Origin of the sequence: Tepidimonas sp. (assembly GCF_036824975.1) — a bacterium.
Lineage (GTDB): Bacteria > Pseudomonadota > Gammaproteobacteria > Burkholderiales > Burkholderiaceae_C > Tepidimonas.
Genome location: NZ_DAISZC010000019.1, coordinates 1 through 17036, shown reverse-complemented (window position 1 = coordinate 17036; position 17036 = coordinate 1). Strand labels below are relative to the sequence as shown.

The window sequence follows — 17036 nt, the reverse complement described above, 5'->3', positions numbered from 1 at the left end:
GCTACCCACACCGGCTAACGGCCGACCCGGCCAAAGCCCGTACCGCCGCTGGCCATGGGCGCAGCGGCGACTGGCCAGCGTGCAAACCCGCTGGGCAAGCAGGGGGCGCCTGACCGTCGCGGCTCAATCGCCCGCGCGCCGCTCAGGCACCGCATCGCGCGGCACCGCGGCGCGGCTGTGCACACGCAGATGCAGCGCCGCCTGCGCCAGCAGGTTGGCCGACACGGGGGCGGTGACGAACACGAACAGCGTGATCAGCAGCTCGGCCAGCCCAGGGCGTCCGTGCGCCAGCGTCACCAGCATCGACGCGATCAGAACCCCACCCACCCCCAGCGTCGACGCCTTGGTGGGCGCGTGCAGCCGCATGTAGAAGTCGGGAAAGCGCAGCAGGCCGATAGCACCCACCAACAGAAAGAACGCCGACACCAGAATCAATACGGCAGCGAGGTTTTCGAGCAACGCAGTCATCCCCTTGGCCCCTCACTCTTCGATCACGTCGCCGCGCGTGACGTAGCGCGCCAGCGCCACCGTCGACACAAAGCCCAACATCGCCACGATCAGTGCCGCCTCAAACAGCAGCTTGGAGTCGAAACGAATGTCGAGCAGGATAATCAACGCCACCAACCCCACGTACAGGGTGTCGAGCGCCAGGATGCGGTCGGGCAGCTCCGGCCCCCGCAACAGGCGCCAGCTGCACAGCAGCACCGTCAGCGCCACGACGACGGTGGCCACGTCGAGCGCCCAGGACAGAAACGGGCTGATCATGCGGTCTCCCCCCGGACGCTGCGCGCGCCGCTGGCATCGACGCCGAAGATGCGGCACAGCGGTGCCTCGTAGCGTATCTTCATATCCTGCACCATGGCCTGAGCATCGTCACAGTTGAGCGCATGCACCAGGATCTGCCCGCGCTCCTCGTCGATGACGGCAGACACCGTGCCCGGCGTCATGGTGATGATGCTGGCCAACAGCGCGTTGACCCGCGGGTGGGTGCTGGCCAGCGGCACCCGCAGCCAGGCTGGGCGCGGGCGCTGCATCGACCCCAGCGTCAACCGCGCCACGGTGACATTGGCCACCACGATGTCCCACAGCACGACCAGCATCAGACGCAGCGCGGACGGCCAATGCACCCGGCTGGCTTGCCCCAGAAACGGCGCCAGCAGCCGCGGGATCGCCCAAGCCAGCAGCAGTGCCGACAGCCAGTGCACGAGCGCCAGGCTGTGCGCTAGCAGCAGCCACGTCAGGCCGAGCAGCAGCGACAGCACCGGATGGGGAAACCACGCCCGCCAGCCGCGGGCAGGCGCGGCGGTGGCGTGCGGCGCGGAGGTTGGAGATGAAGACGTCATGGCCGATGCTCCTGTCGGGTATCCGGCGCGGACGGCGCCGCGGCGGGGGCGGTCGGCGCACGTCGGCCGTCATAGGGTCGGGTGGTCGGCTGGTCCGGGCCACCCTGGCGCGCCAGCACCACCCCCGCGTATCCCCGCTTGTCGGTGATTTGCTGCGCCAGCGCATCGGTGTAGGCCTTGACGGGGCCGGCCGCCGCCGCCAGCGCCACCGTCATGCCCATGAACAGCCACGGCGCTGCCAGCAGCCGCGCGCTGCGGCCTGCGGGATTGGCCCCGTCGGCCGGCTGCACGTGCCAAAACAGAATGATCCCCGCGCGCGCCAGCCCGAGTAGCGTCAAAAAGCCCACTCCCAGCACCACCGTCCACACCCACACACGCGCGACCAGGTCGGCAGCACTCTGCAGCAGCATCACCTTGCCCAAAAAGCCTGGCAGCGGGGGCAAGCCTGCCGCCGATGCGGCGCCAAACAGCATCATCACCCCCAGCAGCACCGGCTCGTGCACCTGGGGAGCCGGTTGCAGACGGTCGCCCGTGACGCCACGCTGCGCCGCGGCCAATTCGACGAACAGGAACAGCCCGGCCATCACGACGGTGCTGTGCAGCGTGTAGTACAGCGCCGCCGACAGTGCCTGCGGTGTAAACAACGCCACACCGGCCACGATGGTGCCCACCGAGGATACGGTCAGGTAGGCCACCAGACGCGACAGCGTGTGCGCCGCCAGCGCTCCCAACACCCCCAGCACACTGGTCAGCAGCGCTGCAGGCAGCAGCCACGGCTGCACCGTCAGGCTGGCCTGGCCGGCGTCGATGCCAAAGATGACCCAGTGCACACGCACGATGGCATATACACCCACCTTGGTCATGATGGCAAACAGCGCCGCCACCGGGGCGCTGGCCGCCGCATAGGTCCCCGGCAGCCAGAAATACAGCGGCACCAGCGCCGCCTTCAGCCCAAACACCACCAGCAACACCAGTGCGGCGGACTGCGCCAGCCGCAGCTCCTGTCCCTGCAGTGCAGCCACCTTCAGCGCGGCATCGGCCATGTTGAGCGTGCCGGTGACGGCATACAACATCGCCAGGCCGATCAGAAACAGCGACGAGGCGGTCAGGTTGAGCACCACGTAGTGCACTCCCATGCGCAGCCGCGCGCCGCCGCGCCCGTGCAGCAACAGCACGTACGAGGCAATCAGCAGCACCTCGAAGAACACGAACAGGTTGAATAGGTCGCCGGTCAGGAAGGCGCCGCTGAGCCCCATCAGCTGGAAGTGGAAAATGGTGTGGAAATGTCGGCCATGGGTATCCCAGCCGCCGCAGGCATACGCCAGTACCGGCACCGCCACCGCGTAGGTCAGCAGCACCATCAGCGCCGACAGCCGATCCAGCACCAGCACGATGCCAAACGGCGCCGGCCACTCGCCCAGCTCGTACACCTGCAGCTCACCACTGCTGGCGCGCGCCACCAGAGCCGCGGCCATCACCAGCCCCAGCAGTGCCGAAGCGAAACTCAGGCGCCGCCGCCACGCCAGCCGCTGCCCCTCGTGACCGCCGCCCTGCGGCGACAACCCACCCTGGTCCCCCAACAGCAGCAACGCCACTGCAGTAAAGGATGGCAGCAGCACCGACAGCACCGGCGCGTGCTGGCCCCAGAACGCAAGTACGGCGCCACTCATGCGCTGCCTCCGTCACCGCGCTGGTCAGCGCCCAAGCGCACCCCCGGTTCGTGCCCGTCCACGTGGTCACTGCCCGACTCGTGTGCACTGCGCAGCGCCAGTTCCACGACGAAGCCCGTGGTGGCAAAGCCGATGACGATCGCCGTCAGCACCAGCGCCTGCGGCAGTGGATCGGCCACCGGCTCGGCGCCGACCAAAATGGGGGGCGCATCCGTCCACAGTCGCCCCATCACGAAGATGAACACATTGACGGCGTAGCCCAGCAGCGACAGGCCCAGCACCACGGGGAAGGTACGGCCACGCAGCAATAAGTAAATACCGGTGGCGGTCACCAGGCCGATGCCCGTGGCCACCAGCCACTCCATGCTCAACATCCCTTGCCCTCCTGTGACGCCGGGGTGCCGCGCTGGCTGGCGTTGCCCAGCACCGACAGCGTCAGCAGCGTCGCCCCCACCACGGTGGCGTACACTCCCAGATCGAACAGCGCCGCCGACGCCAGCGGCAGCTCGCCCAGCAGGGGCACATGCGGATGCCCATGCGCACTGGTCAGGAACGGCCGCCCCAACACGAAGGCGCCAGCCCCGGTCAGGCCGGCGATGGCCAGCCCGGCGCCGATCCAGCGCACGTAGCGCGCCCCGCCGCGCGAGCGCAGCAGCGACTCGGACGACGACAGGCCCAGCGCCATGGTCTGCAGAACCAGCGCCACCGCCGTCACCAGCCCGGCAATAAAGCCCCCGCCCGGCATGTTGTGCCCGCGCATGAAGATGTACACCGACACCACCAGCGCCATCGGCAGCACGACATTGGCCGCCACCCGCAGCAGCAGCGGGTGGTGGGCGAAGGTCCAGCGGCGCCCCGCCTCGTCCACTGGCGCGCGGCGCACGCGCATGCCCTCCATCAGCGCCAGCACGCCAATCGCGGCGATGCCCAGCACCGTAATCTCGCCAAACGTGTCGTAGCCGCGAAAGTCCACCAGAATCACGTTGACGACGTTGGAGCCGCCGCCCGCGGGCAGCGACTGCTCCAGAAAGTACCAGCTGATCGAGGCGTGATCGCGCGTCAGCATCAGCCACGCAATCCAGGCCACCCCGGCGCCGCCCGCCAGCGCCAGCACCGCGTCGCGCAGCTTGCGGTCGGCAGAAGACTCGCGCGGCGTGCGCTGCGGCAACAGCGCCAGCCCCATCAGCAGCAGCACGGTCGAGACCAGCTCCACCGACAGCTGCGTCAGCGCCAGATCGGGCGCCGAGAGGCTGACGAAGGTCAGCGACGTGACCAGCCCCACCACGCCCACCAGCACCACGGCCTGCAAGCGCCAGTGGTGCGCGGCTACCAGCACCGCGCAGGTGGCCGCCAGCACCAACCACACCACCAGCGCCAGCGGGTTGGCCGGCAATAGGGCGCGCGAGCCGGCCCCCAACCCTTCGCCCACCAGCGGCGCCGCACCCACGACGATGGCCGCGCCGATCACCCACGCCAGATAGCGCTGCAGCGAACCGTTTTCCAGCGCCGCCGTCAGGCGCCCTGCCGCCCCGAACAGCGCATCGACGCTGGCGTCGAACATATGGCGGCCCATCCAGCGTCCGAACCAGTCCTCCGAGACCATCCTGTGCAGCCGCCGACCGCGCATCAGCACCGCGTACAGGCCCACGCCCGCCCCCAGCGCCACCACGCTCATGGCCAGCGGCAGGTTGACACCGTGCCAGTGCGCCAGGTGAAACGCCGGCAGGGGCGCGCCCAGCATGGCCGCAGCCGCCACCTCGACCAACGGCTGCGCCACCGCAGCCGGCGCCAGCGCAATCGCCACCGCAGCCGCCACCAGCAGCACCACCGGCGCGCGCATACCCGCCGGTGGGTCGTGCGGGCGGCGGTTGGGCACCTCGCCCAGCGGCCCGTTGAAAAAGGTGTCGTGCACCAGACGCAGCGAGTAGGCCACGCTGAACAGCCCGGCCAGCGTCACCACCACCGGCAGCCATACGCCCCAGCCGCGCGCCATGGCAGACACGGCTTCGGTGAAGAACATCTCCTTGGACAGAAAGCCGTTGGTCAGCGGCACCCCCGCCATCGAAGCGCCGGCAATCACCGCCAGCGTGCCGGTCCACGGCATCAGACCCCACAGGCCACCCAGCCGCCGCATATCGCGCGAGTGGGTCTCGTGATCGACGATGCCCGCCACCATGAACAGCGCGGCCTTGAAGGTGGCGTGATTGAGCACATGAAATACCGCCGCCACCGCCGCCAGCGGCGACGCCAGCCCGATCAGACACGTCACCAGCCCCAGATGGCTGACGGTGGAGTACGCCAGCAGCCCCTTCAGATCGTGCTTGAACAGGGCCACGAAGGCGGCAAACAGCACCGTCACCGCGCCGACGGTGCTGACAATCCCCTCGAACCAGCCCGACCCCGCCAGCACGGGGTGCAGACGCATCAGCACAAACAGCCCGGCCTTGACCATGGTGGCCGAGTGCAGATAGGCCGACACGGGAGTGGGCGCCGCCATCGCATCCGGCAGCCAGAAGTGAAACGGGACCTGGGCACTCTTGGTAAACGCCCCCACCAAAATGAGCAGCAGCGCCGGCACGAACAGCGGGTCGGCCTGAATCTCGGCCGCGCGCCCACCCATTTCGCTGATCTCGAACGTGCCAGCGATCAAGCCCAGCAGCACGAAGCCGGCCAGCATCGCCAACCCGCCGCCGCCGGTGATGGCCAGCGCCTGCCGCGCGCCACTGCGCGCCTCGGGCCGGTGTCCCCAGTAGCCCACCAGCAGGAACGACGACACGCTGGTCAGCTCCCAGAACACCACCAGCAGCAGCAGGTTGTCCGACAGCACCACGCCCAGCATGGCGGCCATGAACAGCATCAGCACCGCGTAGAACTTGGCCGCCGAGTCCTCAGGGCCCAGGTAGTAGGCCGCGTACAGGATGATCAGCAGGCCGATCGTGGTGATCAGCCCGGCAAACAACAGCGACAGACCGTCGAGCCGCAACCCCAGCGTCAGGCCGATATCGGGCACCCAGGGCAGGCTGAACTGCACGGCCTGTCCGGCCCAGACGGTGCCGGCTTGCGCCAGTAGCAGCGCCCAACTGGCGGCGGTGACGACGGCGGCGGCCAGTGCCGCCGCGGTACGGTGGCGACGCCCGACCCAGGCGGTGAGTGTGGTGCCCGCGAGCAGGGGCAGCAGGACGATCAGAAGCAGCGTCACGATGGGTCACACTGGGGAGCAGCGGGCGTCTCCTCTGCCACGCCCGCGATCATCGCCTGCGGGGCGATGGACGAACCAACCCGGCGATTGTAGGCAACTCAATGGGCTCGCCTCAGCCATAGCGGCCGCCGGCGGCGCCGCAACGGCAGTGCGCTCGCCCCAGGTCATGCCGGCGGGCGCTTCATGGTGGTGCAGGTGCGCGTCTGCCATTGGTGTCGGTCGGTTGGTCGGATGACAGCGCCCGTCCCTCCACCGGGTGCGCGCGCCACTACTCGTCGCTAGAAGAACTCCAGGACACGGCCGCAGTTCCTGCCTCGTGGTCGGCCTCGACGCGTTTGAGCGCGCGCTGCATCTGACGCGTGCGCACCTCGGCCTGGTCGAGCGTGTTGAGCACGGTCTGAGTCTGGCTGCGCACTTTGGCCAACACCTCGCCGAACTTGGCAAATTCGGTCTTGACCGCGCCCAGCACCTCCCACACCTCGGCCGAGCGGCGCTCCAGCGCCAGGGTGCGAAACCCCATCTGCAATGCATTGAGCAGGGCCAGCAGTGTCGTGGGGCCGGCCACCGTCACGCGGTGTTCGCGCTGCAGCGCCTCCACCAGACCGGGGCGGCGCAGCACTTCGGCATACAGCCCCTCGCTGGGTAGGAACAGCAGCGCGAATTCGGTGGTGTGGGGCGGCTCCAGATACTTGTCGGCAATGGAGCGCGCCTGCTGGCGCACGCGGGCTTCCAGCGCCCGCGCGGCCTGCTCTACTCCGTCCGGGTCGGCGCGCTGCTGCGCATCCAGCAGGCGTTCGTAGTCCTCGGTGGGAAATTTGGCGTCGATGGGCAGCCATACCGGCGCGCCGTCGCGCTCAGGGCCGGGCAGGCGAATCGCCGCGTCCACCACCTGCCGACTGCCTGGGCGCGTGGGGTGCTGCAGCACATACTGCTCCGGCGCCAACACCTGCTCCAGCAAAGCCGCTAGCTGCACCTCGCCAAAGGTGCCGCGCGTCTTCACGTTGGTCAGCAGGTGTTTCAAGTCACCGACGCTGGCCGCCAGCGTCTGCATCTCGCCCAGCCCCCGGTGCACCAGCTCTAGCCGCTGCGCCACCTGGGCAAAACTGTGCGCCAGCCGCGCCTCCAGCGTCTGATGCAGCTTTTCGTCCACCGTGGCGCGCATCTCGTCGAGCTTGGCGGCGTTGCTTTGCTGCAGCTGCTGCAGCTGTGCCTCCAGCGTGGCGCGCACCTCGGCCAGCCGGCGGGCGTTGGACTCGGTCAGCCCTTGTAGCTGCTGCAGCATCACCTCCGTCACGCCGCTGCGCAGCTGCGCCAGCTGCTGGGTCAGCGCCCCCAGCTGCGCGTTGTGGGTGCGCGCCGCCTCGGCCCCCTGCCGCAGCAGCGCCTCCTGAAAAGCCGCCAGCGTGTGCGACACCTCCTGTCGCTGCGCGCGCGCCGATTCGCTGACCTCGCGGCGCAGTTCGCTCTCCAGCCGGTCGAGCCGGTCGGCCTGGGCCTGCAGCCAGGCCCACAGGCGCTGCCGGGCCTCGATGGCTTCTTCGGTTTCCAGCGCAGGCAGCGGGCGCAACGCCCGCACCGCCAACCACAGCAGGATCAGCAGCTGGGCGCCGCCCAGCGCCACCAGCCACACGGTGTCGGATTCGCTCATGTGCGGATTATCGGGCGCGCCAGTCCCGCCCCGGTCCATCGTCGACCGCAACGCCACCGTTGCACCGGCATGGTCCGATGGGGGCAAACCCGGCGGCCGACGCGCGCCCGCTGTCCGCGTCGGCCACGGTCAGGACGCCATGCGCAACTCGCGCGGGGCGTTGACAGGGGTCAGCGCCCGCCCCTGGGTCAGAAAGGCGATCAAATTGTCAGCGGCCAAGTCGGCCATCGCGCGCCGCGTGCGCACCGTAGCACTGGCAATGTGCGGCGTCAGCACCACGTTGGGCACCTCCAACAGCCCCGGGTGCACCGCGGGCTCCCCTTCGAACACATCCAGGCCGGCCGCGGCAATGCGGCGCGTACGCAGCGCCTCGGCCAGCGCGGCATCGTCCACGATGCCGCCGCGCGCGATGTTGACCAACACCGCCGTTGGCTTCATCTGAGCCAGCTCCGTGGCCCCGATGATATGGTGATTCTGCGGCGTGTATGGCAACACCAGAACCAAGTGGTCGGCCTCGCGCAGCAGCTCGGCCTTGCTGACGTAGGTGGCGCGGCAGTCGGCCTCGATGGTCGCATCCAGCCGGGTGCGGTTGTGATAGAGCACGCGCATGCCAAAGCCGTGCGCCCCCCGGCGCGCGATCGCCTGCCCAATACGCCCCATACCCAGAATGCCCAACGTCGTGCCGTGCACCTCGGCACCGGCAAACAGGTCGTACGACCAGCGCGTCCAGCGCCCGGCGCGCAGGAAATGTTCGCTTTCGGTGACACGGCGCGCCGCCGCCAGCAGCAGCGCAAAGCCAAAGTCGGCCGTGGTTTCGGTCAGCACGTCGGGGGTGTTGGTGCCCACCACACCGTGCGCGTCCAGCGCGGCGACGTCGAAGTTGTTATAGCCCACCGTCATGTTGGCCACGATGCGCAGCGTGGGACACGCCCGCAGCAGCGCGTCATCGATGCGCTGGGTGCCGGTCAGCAGCGCGCCGGCCTTGCCCTGCAGGCGACGGATCAGCTCCGCGCGGCTCCACTCGGCGTCGTCGGGGTTGTCCTCGACGGCGAAATGGGCGCGCAGCCGCTGCACGGTCTCGGGGAAGATGGCACGCGCCACCAGCACGGCGGGACGGACAGGGGAAGCAGCAGCCATGGCGTTCACTCCAGCCAGGTGACGAAGTGCTCCAGCGGCTCGCGCGGGGTCACAAAACGGTTGACCACCGCGTCGGGGTCGGCATAGCCCAGCGCCATGCCGCATACCAGCATTTCGTGCTCGCCGGCGCCGATATGGGGCAGGATGATGCGCGCATAGGGGTTCCACGCCGCCTGTGCACAGGTGTCCAGCCCGTGGGCGCGTGCCGCGATCATCAGGTTTTGCAGGAACATGCCGGTGTCCACCAGCGAACCGCGCCCCATCACGCGCTCGATCGTCACCATCAGGCCCACCGGCGCGTCGAAGAAGCGGAAGTTGCGCTGGTGCTGGGCGTGCATTCGGTCCTTGTCACCCTTGCCGATACCCAACAGTCCGTATAGGCCCCAGCCGTTTTCGCGACGGCGGTCGATGTAGGGGCTCACCCATTCGCGCGGGTAGTAGTCGTAGGCTTCCTGGTACTCGGCCGCCAGCGCGGGGTTGGCGCGCAGGGCATCGTGCACCGCGCACACCTTCTCCACTAGCGCATCGCGTGCCGCGCCCTGCAGCACGTACACCTTCCACGGCTGGGTGTTGGTGCCGGACGGCGCACGCGGCCAGCTGCGTTAGCCGCTCGATGAGCGGCCGCGGCACCGGACGGTCGCGCAACAAGGCGCGCACCGAGCGGCGGCTCATGATGGCGGCCTGCACCGCCGCAGGACCCGGCGCCAGCGCCGCCGCCTGCAGCGGCGTGGGTAGCGGGACGGCGGGCAGGGGCACAGGGTCGCGGGCAGTCATCACAGGGTCTCCAGAACGCGTTGCAGGGCAGCGGGCAGCGCGGCCACCGGGCGGCGCTGGTCGCGTTCGACATACACATGCACGAAATGGCCGCACGCCGCGCACTGGTCGGCGCCAGCGGCAAAGATACCGACCTCATAGCGCACGCTCGAGCGCCCGATGTGCGCCACGCGCAGGCCCGCCTCCACCGCCTGCGGAAAGGCCAGCGGCGCGAAGTAGTGGCACTGGGTTTGCACCACCAGACCGATGACGGCACCGGCATGGATGTCGAGCGCACCGTGCTCGATCAGGTAAGCATTGACGGCGGTATCGAACCAGCTGTAGTAGACGACGTTGTTGACGTGGCCGTACACGTCATTGTCCATCCACCGCGTGCAGATGGGGCGAAAGACGCGGTAGTACGCGCGCGGCAGCGGCTGGGGCCGGGCAGAGGCGGGAACACTCAAGGGGCGGTCTCCGATGGGTTGTCGTCGCGCATTGATTCTGCCACCGCGCCGGCGCGCCAGCGCCGCCAGTACTGTAGCGCCACCCCAAAGGTGGCGCGCTGCACGCGCACGGTGGTGGCGATGTCGCGACCGTAGCCGCCGGCCATGGCCATCGCCAGCGGCACGCGGCGCTGCCAAGCCCACTCGAACACGCGCCGGTCGCGTGCCTCCATGCCGTCGTCGCTCAGCTTCAGGCGCCCCAGCCGGTCCCCCTCGTGCGCATCGGCGCCGGCCAGGTAGATCAGCAGCCCCGGCTCGAAGCGGCGTTCCAGCTCCGCCAGTGCCCACTCCAGCGCCTGTAGATACTCAGCATCGCCACAACCATCGGGCAGCTCCACGTCGCAGTCGCTGGGCTCCTTGCGAAACGGAAAATTGCGCGCCCCGTGCAGCGACAGCGTGAACACCGAAGGGTCGTCGCGGAAGATGTGGGCGGTGCCATTGCCCTGATGCACGTCCAGATCGATGATCGCCACCCGCAGCGGCTGCGCACGCTGGCGCGCACCGCGGCGCGCCCACTCGGCCTGCATCAGGCGCGCGGCCACCGCCGCGTCGTTGAACACGCAAAAGCCGCCCCCCTTGTGGGCATAGGCGTGGTGGGTGCCGCCCGCCACATTAGCCGCCACGCCCTCGCCGTCAAACAGCGCCGCGCGCGCCGCCTGCACCGTCGCCCCCACCGAGCGGCGCGCGCGCTCGGCCATCGCCGGGCTCCATGGAAAGCCTATTTCGCGCTGCAGTGCCGGCGCCAGCGTGCCGTGGGTGATCGCGTCAATGTACTGCGGCGTGTGCACCAGCGCCAGCTCGCCATCGCTGGCCGGCTCAGCCTGGCACAGGCGAAAAGCCGGCTCCTGCGCCAGCTCGTCGCGCAGCAGCGCGTATTTCCGCATCGGAAACCGGTGCCCGGGCGGCAGCGTCAGCACGAACGGGGTGGCATAGAAAACCCGCATGGCGCAGCAGTGTGCCGCAGACCCGGCGCGGGCGTTGTCCCGGGTGCGCCCATCCCGCTGCCCTCGGCCGGTCTTCCCGTGGCCAGCCCATTCGGACACAGCTCATAGCCCGCGGCCCGCCGCGCGCACAGCATGACGCAGGGGCACATCCGCAGCCCTGATGACAAGGCCAAGACGTCCGACGACCGCGGCGATTCACCGCGCCGTGCCCGCCGCAGCGATGCCGATCCTTGACCGGAATCAGATGCTGCAGCGCAACAAACCCTTGCAGATTTCTGGCGTCGCCTTATAATCCGCACGAATGCTGCACCGCAACATCGGTGACAACGTTTGACGACCCTGCGGAGGACGACCATGCTGACCCCCGAACAACTGGCCGCTGCACAGAAGGCCAACATCGAAATGCTGTTTGGCCTGACGCGGCAGGCCCTCGACGGGGTGGAGCGTCTGGTCGAACTCAACCTGCAGGCCACACGCGCGGCCCTGCGCGACGCCGCCAGCGAAACCGACGCCCTGCTCTCGGCCAAGGATGCGCAGGAGCTGCTGCAGCGCCAAGCGGCCCTGCTGCAACCGCTGGCCGAGAAGGCGCTGGCCTACAGCCGCCAGCTGTACGACATCGCCGCCAGCACCGGCACCGCTTTCGCCCAGGCCGCACAGAATAAACTGGCCGACACCCAGCACAAAGTCGAGACGGTGGTGGAGAATGTGGCGCGCAACGCTCCCGCCGGGACCGAGGCCGCGGTCGAAGCCATGCGCAACGCTGTGCAAGCGGCCGCCGTCGCCATGGAGACGGTGCAGAAGGCCATGCAGCAAGCCGGCGAACTGGCGCAATCGAATATCCAAACACTGACGCAACAAGCCCAGCAGTGGCAGCAGGCCGCCGCCACGGCGGCCGGCACCACCGCCGCAACGGCCAGCGGCACCGGCAGCCGCACGCGGCGCAGCCCCAGCAACGGCTAAGCGGCACCGTACCGAGTTGTCTCCTCGGGTCTCTTCGACGTCACACTCAGGGACCCTTCAGCCCCGCCACACGGCGGGGCTTTTTTTCGCCTCTGCCCGACCACCGAATTGTCGGCGCCGTTGTCTTCCCCCGCGTGGCGCCCCCTGCCGCCCCGCGCAGCAGCAGCCCGGCTGGCCCTATCTCACCCCCGTTGCGCAGCGGCCACAGGGCGCCGCAGCGCCACCCACTTCTCGCGCAGGCGCGGCAACGCCGCCTGCATGGCCGCGCGACCGGCGGCAATGCTGCGCTGGCGCGCCGCAAAATCCGCGCTGCCAACCCCGTCCAGCGCCGGGCGCACCACCACGTCGGCACGCGCCAGCACATGCCGGTTGATGGACTGCCCCATGATCGTGAAGGTCTGCAGCAGCACGCGCACCGGATCGGTCTGCGCCAGGGGCAGCGCCGGACTGGAAATATCCACGGCAATCACCAGCTCCGCCCCCATCTCGCGCGCTTGCTCCACCGGCACCGGCGCCACCAGCCCGCCGTCCACATACGTGCGTCCGCCCACCGTCACCGGCGTAAATACCCCCGGCACCGCGCTGGAGGCACGCACCGCTGCTCCGGTGTCGCCGCGCCGGAACAACACCGCCTGCCCGCTGGCCAGATCGGTGGCGACGATGCCCAGTGGCAGCCGCATGTCCTCGATCAGACGACCCTGCACCTGCCGGTTCACATAGCGCGCCAGGGCCTCGCCGCGCAACAGGCCACGGTTGACCCACGGCACGGTCCAGTCGGCGATCATCGCCTCCTCCATCTCCAGCGCTAAGCGCTCCAGCTCCGTACCCGGCAGCCCGGCCGCATACAGCGCCGCCACCAAACTGCCGGCCGAGGTGCCGACCACCAGGTCCGGCTGCACGCCCTCGCGCTCCAGCACCTGGATCACCCCGACATGGGCAAAGCCGCGCGCCGCGCCACCACCCAGCGCCAGCCCCACCCGCGGTGGACGCAGCGGTGCCGGCACGGGTGGCACTGCTGGCTCCACCGGTGTGGATGGCTCGGGGCCCGTAGCGCAACCCGCCAGCAGCCCTGCCCCCACAGCGCCCAGCGTCATACCCATCCAGCGCCGCCGCGACCATGGTGACGCCTTACCGCCCCCTGGCCCATTTTTGCCAATACAAATCATTCTTGTTTATGGTATTATCAAGTCGCGAGCACGGCGCTCCTGCACCGCTCGCCCCTTCATTGTCGCTGCATCCAGGATATCGATCATGCACAACCGTTCCCCCCGTCCGACATCCCCCGTCCGTCGCGCACTCAACCGCACACTGCTCGCGCTGTGCCTGACCAGTCCCTGGGTGGCCGCACCCGCGGCTGCGCAAAATCAGACACTGAACCTGTACTCGGCACGCCACTACCCCGGCGACGAAGCCTTATACGACGCATTTACGCGTGCCACTGGTATCACCATTCGCCGTGTGGACAGCGACGACGCGGGCATCGTTGCGCGGCTGCGTGCCGAAGGCGCCGCCTCCCCGGCCGATGTGGTGCTGCTGGTCGACGCCGCGCGCATGGCCGCTGCCGACGCCCAGGGCCTGTTTTTGCCCATTCGCTCGGCCAAGCTCGAGGCCGCAGTCCCCGCGCACCTGCGCGCCGCCGCTACCCCCCAGGGCACTACGTGGTTCGGATTTTCCACACGCGCACGCGTCATCGTTTATGACCCCCTGCGCGTCAAGGCCGAAGACGTGGCCACCTACGAACAGCTGTCCCATCCCAAACTGAAAGGGCTGCTGTGCACGCGCAGCGGCTCGCACCCGTACAACCTGTCGCTGTTTGCCACCGTCATCGAGCGCCTGGGCGACGAAAAAGGACAAGCCTGGCTCAACGGGTTGGTGGCCAACATGGCGCGCCCGCCGCAAGGTGGCGACACCGACCAAATCCGCGCGGTGGCCAGTGGCGAATGCGGTGTGGCCCTCACCAACAGCTACTACCTGGCGCGTCTGATCAACTCCGACAAGCCCGAAGACCGTCGTGTCGTCGAGCGGGTGCGCGTGATGTTCCCCAACCAGGCCAGCACTGGCACGCACGTCAATATTGCCGGCGCGGCGGTGGCGCGACACAGCAAGAATGTGGATGCCGCCGTGCGCTTTCTGGAGTTTTTGGCCACTCCTGAAGCGCAGCAGTACTTTGCCAACAGCAACAACGAATATCCGGCCGTGCCGGGTGTGAAGCTGGACAACCCCGCTCTGCGCAGTATGGGCGGCACCGACTTCAAGGCCGAAACCATTCCGCTGTCCACGGTGGCGAAAAACCTCACCAAAGTGCAGCAGATGCTGGATCGCGCTGGCTTCCGTTAAACGGTCTTCTCCTGGTGTGCCCCCCTGGGGCTTGCGGCCCGCGCCCGTGAGCGCGGGTCTTTTTTGTCCTATGATTGACGTTTACGTCAACGTCAATCAAACCACAGGAGTTAAGGCGATGGAGATCACCGGCAAGGTGTTCGTGGTCACGGGCGGGGCCTCGGGCCTGGGTGAGGGAACGGCCCGGATGTTGGCTGCCCACGGCGGCCGGGTCGTCATCGCCGACTTGCAGCTGGAGCGTGGCAAAGCGCTGGCGCGCGACATCGGCGGCGTCTTTGTGCGCTGCGACGTCAGCCAGGAAGCCGATGCCCAGGCCGCCATCGACCGGGCCACCGCGCTCGGCAAGCTGTGCGGCCTCATCAACTGCGCCGGCATCGCGCCGGCCGAGCGCACCGTGGGCAAAGATGGCCCGCACAGCCTGGCCCTGTTCAATCGGGTCATCCAGGTCAACCTGGTGGGCACGTTCAACATGATTCGTCTGGCGGCGCAGGCCATGAGCACCAACGAACCCGAGCCCACGGGCGAGCGCGGGGTCATCGTCTCCACCGCGTCGGTGGCGGCATTCGAGGGGCAGATCGGTCAGGCCGCCTACGCGGCATCCAAGGGCGGTGTGGTCGGCATGACACTGCCCATCGCGCGCGACCTGGCCAAGCTGGGTATCCGCAACATGACGATCGCCCCTGGCATCTTCGGCACGCCGATGCTGTTCGGCATGCCACAAGCCGTACAGGACGCGCTGGCGGCGATGGTGCCGTTTCCGTCCCGCTTGGGCCGGCCCGAGGATTACGCCAAGCTGGTGCGGCACATCATCGAAAATGACATGCTCAACGGTGAGGTGATCCGCCTGGATGGCGCCATCCGCATGCAGCCGCGCTGAGTACACGCAAGGTCTGCAAAGCTGCCGGGCACGGCCGCTCCGCCCGGTGGCCGTGCCGCTACACTAGCGGCTGACGCGCTTCGTCAGCCTCCATCCCGGCCATGTCCGTCCCCCTCACCCCCCAGGAGATCGCGCGCGAGACCGTCAAGCGCCTCGCGGCACGCCGCCTGCCCCCCACGCCGGACAACTACCAGTCGATCTACCACGAGGTGGCGGGCACCCGACCATTGCAGCCGTTTCCGCTGCAGCCGCTGCGCCAAATTGCCCAGGCCCTGCCCGAACACACCCCGGCCCAGGTGCGCTTGAAGGCGCTGTTCCAGAAAGCCGTCGCCCGTCACAGCTGGGACGATCTGGAGAAGGTGCTGATCCAGCACCTGGGGGCTGCCGCAGGCTCTGCGGCAGCCGCGGCGTCACCCGTAGCAGCCGCCGCTGGCCCAGCCAGCGATGATTCTGCCAGCGACCTGCGGTTGGCTCCGACCGCTGGGGCTGCCGCCACCGGTGAACCCGCTGCCCTCTCCAGCGGCGAGGCGTCGGCGGCGTCCACGTCGGTGTCGCCCGCCGACACCGAGCCCGCGCTGCCTGCGGACAGCGCCACGCAGATCGCGCTGATCGTGGAGTTTGCGCTGCCGGTGCTGGCGGCCGATGACCCGCGCCTGCAGGAATTGGGCCAGGACCTGATCGCCCATCTGCGCCTGCCCGCCCCCGAATGGCATGTGCCGACGCTGCGGCGCATGTTCAAGGATTTTGCGTATCGGCTGTCGTTTGCCGCCGAGGAGGCCGCGGGGGTGCGATCCGAACTGCTGGCGCTGCTGCGCCAGGTGTTCGAGCACATCGACGCCATCAGCCCAGACAACCCGTGGCTGCGCCAGCAGATGCAGGCGCTGGTGCAGGCCGCTCAGCCGCCGCTGTCGCAGCGGCGGCTGGAGGATCTCAAAGGACGGCTCAAAGACGCCATCGTCAAGCAGGCCGAGGCGCGCGAACAGACCCTGCGCGCGCAGGAGCTGATGCGCCAGACGCTGGCCACCTTCCTGGAACGGCTGGCCGAGACCACCACCGCCTCCACCCAGTACCACGCCAAGTTCGAGGCCTGCGCCCAGAAGCTGGAGCACGCCCAGAGCCTGGCCGACATGGCGCCGGTGGTTCAAGAAGCCATCCAAACGGCGCGCGCGTTTGCGGCCGACACGCAGCGCGTCAGTGACGAGCTGACCCACCTGCGCGACCGCGCCCAGCGCGCCGAAGCCGAAGTCCAGCGCCTGCAGCGCGAACTCGACCAGATGGCCGAGCTGGTCACGCACGACCTGCTCACCGGTGTGCTCAACCGCAAAGGGCTGGAAAGCGCCATCGACCGCGAGACGCGCCGTGCCGCGCGCACCGGCACCCGTGTCTGCCTGGCGCTGCTCGACGTCGACGACTTCAAGCAGCTCAACGATGCGCTGGGCCATCTGGCGGGCGACGAAGCGCTGAAGCATCTGGCCGAGGTGGCGCGGCGCTCGCTGCGGCCGCAAGACACCATCGGCCGCTATGGCGGCGAAGAATTCATCGTCGTGCTGCCGGACACCGACCCCGACACCGCCGCACAGGTGGTGCAGCGGCTGCAGCGCGACCTCAGCGCGCACCTGTTTCTGCACGGGGAACAGCAGCGGCTCATCACGTTTAGCGCCG

Annotated in this window: 15 protein-coding genes and 1 pseudogene; 4 read left to right on the top strand and 12 right to left on the bottom strand. The window is 68.9% G+C overall.

From position 1 onward, the window contains the following. Window positions 1–123: 123 nt before the first annotated feature. From V7Z54_RS03805 to V7Z54_RS03755, 11 genes and pseudogenes are all read right to left on the bottom strand, one after another. A complete protein-coding gene (locus V7Z54_RS03805; RefSeq protein WP_334134471.1) occupies window positions 124–468 on the bottom strand; it encodes a Na+/H+ antiporter subunit G in 345 nt (114 codons plus the stop codon). Window positions 469–480: 12 nt separating this feature from the next. Further along, a complete protein-coding gene (locus V7Z54_RS03800) occupies window positions 481–765 on the bottom strand; it encodes a K+/H+ antiporter subunit F (RefSeq protein WP_334134469.1) in 285 nt (94 codons plus the stop codon). Further along, complete coding sequence (locus tag V7Z54_RS03795; RefSeq protein WP_334134467.1) at window positions 762–1343, bottom strand: Na+/H+ antiporter subunit E; 582 nt, start codon at window positions 1341–1343, stop codon at window positions 762–764. The genes V7Z54_RS03800 and V7Z54_RS03795 overlap by 4 nt, the downstream gene beginning before the upstream one ends. Then, a complete protein-coding gene (locus V7Z54_RS03790) occupies window positions 1340–3013 on the bottom strand; it encodes a monovalent cation/H+ antiporter subunit D (RefSeq protein WP_334134466.1) in 1674 nt (557 codons plus the stop codon). The genes V7Z54_RS03795 and V7Z54_RS03790 overlap by 4 nt, the downstream gene beginning before the upstream one ends. Beyond that, entirely contained in the window at window positions 3010–3378 is a 369-nt protein-coding gene (locus V7Z54_RS03785; protein WP_443082423.1) for a Na+/H+ antiporter subunit C, read from the bottom strand. The genes V7Z54_RS03790 and V7Z54_RS03785 overlap by 4 nt, the downstream gene beginning before the upstream one ends. 2 nt (window positions 3379–3380) lie before the next feature. Continuing rightward, window positions 3381–6212 (bottom strand): monovalent cation/H+ antiporter subunit A, encoded by a 2832-nt coding sequence (locus tag V7Z54_RS03780; protein ID WP_334134464.1) that lies wholly within the window; start codon window positions 6210–6212, stop codon window positions 3381–3383. A gap of 268 nt (window positions 6213–6480) precedes the next feature. After that, window positions 6481–7860, bottom strand: a complete 1380-nt coding sequence (locus V7Z54_RS03775) for a DNA recombination protein RmuC (RefSeq protein ID WP_334134462.1) — start codon at window positions 7858–7860, stop codon at window positions 6481–6483. A 129-nt stretch (window positions 7861–7989) separates the two neighbouring features. Continuing rightward, on the bottom strand, window positions 7990–8997 hold the full coding sequence (locus tag V7Z54_RS03770; protein ID WP_334134460.1) for a 2-hydroxyacid dehydrogenase: 1008 nt from the start codon (window positions 8995–8997) through the stop codon (window positions 7990–7992). A gap of 5 nt (window positions 8998–9002) precedes the next feature. Next, window positions 9003–9669: pseudogene (locus V7Z54_RS03765) on the bottom strand (nitroreductase). A gap of 101 nt (window positions 9670–9770) precedes the next feature. Beyond that, window positions 9771–10217 carry an acyl-CoA thioesterase gene (locus tag V7Z54_RS03760; RefSeq protein ID WP_334134458.1) on the bottom strand — a complete coding sequence of 149 codons (447 nt, stop codon included), beginning with the start codon at window positions 10215–10217 and terminating at the stop codon, window positions 9771–9773. Further along, window positions 10214–11200 carry a histone deacetylase family protein gene (locus V7Z54_RS03755; RefSeq protein WP_334134457.1) on the bottom strand — a complete coding sequence of 329 codons (987 nt, stop codon included), beginning with the start codon at window positions 11198–11200 and terminating at the stop codon, window positions 10214–10216. The genes V7Z54_RS03760 and V7Z54_RS03755 overlap by 4 nt, the downstream gene beginning before the upstream one ends. Before the next feature lie 354 nt (window positions 11201–11554). Between V7Z54_RS03755 and V7Z54_RS03750 the strand changes: the two genes are divergently transcribed. Beyond that, window positions 11555–12160, top strand: coding sequence for a phasin family protein (locus tag V7Z54_RS03750; RefSeq protein WP_334134456.1), 606 nt, complete (start codon window positions 11555–11557; stop codon window positions 12158–12160). Window positions 12161–12342: 182 nt separating this feature from the next. Here V7Z54_RS03750 and V7Z54_RS03745 read toward each other — a convergent pair whose 3' ends face one another. Then, on the bottom strand, window positions 12343–13260 hold the full coding sequence (locus V7Z54_RS03745; RefSeq protein WP_443082422.1) for a patatin-like phospholipase family protein: 918 nt from the start codon (window positions 13258–13260) through the stop codon (window positions 12343–12345). A 151-nt stretch (window positions 13261–13411) separates the two neighbouring features. Here V7Z54_RS03745 and V7Z54_RS03740 point away from each other — a divergent pair, with 151 nt between their 5' ends. The 3 genes from V7Z54_RS03740 to V7Z54_RS03730 form a co-directional block, all read left to right on the top strand. Further along, window positions 13412–14497 carry an extracellular solute-binding protein gene (locus tag V7Z54_RS03740; protein ID WP_334134454.1) on the top strand — a complete coding sequence of 362 codons (1086 nt, stop codon included), beginning with the start codon at window positions 13412–13414 and terminating at the stop codon, window positions 14495–14497. 118 nt (window positions 14498–14615) lie between these two features. After that, window positions 14616–15374 (top strand): 3-hydroxyacyl-CoA dehydrogenase, encoded by a 759-nt coding sequence (locus tag V7Z54_RS03735; RefSeq protein ID WP_334134493.1) that lies wholly within the window; start codon window positions 14616–14618, stop codon window positions 15372–15374. 101 nt (window positions 15375–15475) lie between these two features. Beyond that, window positions 15476–17036, top strand: a 1561-nt coding sequence (locus V7Z54_RS03730) for a GGDEF domain-containing protein (protein WP_334134453.1), incomplete at its 3' end; no start/stop codon positions are given.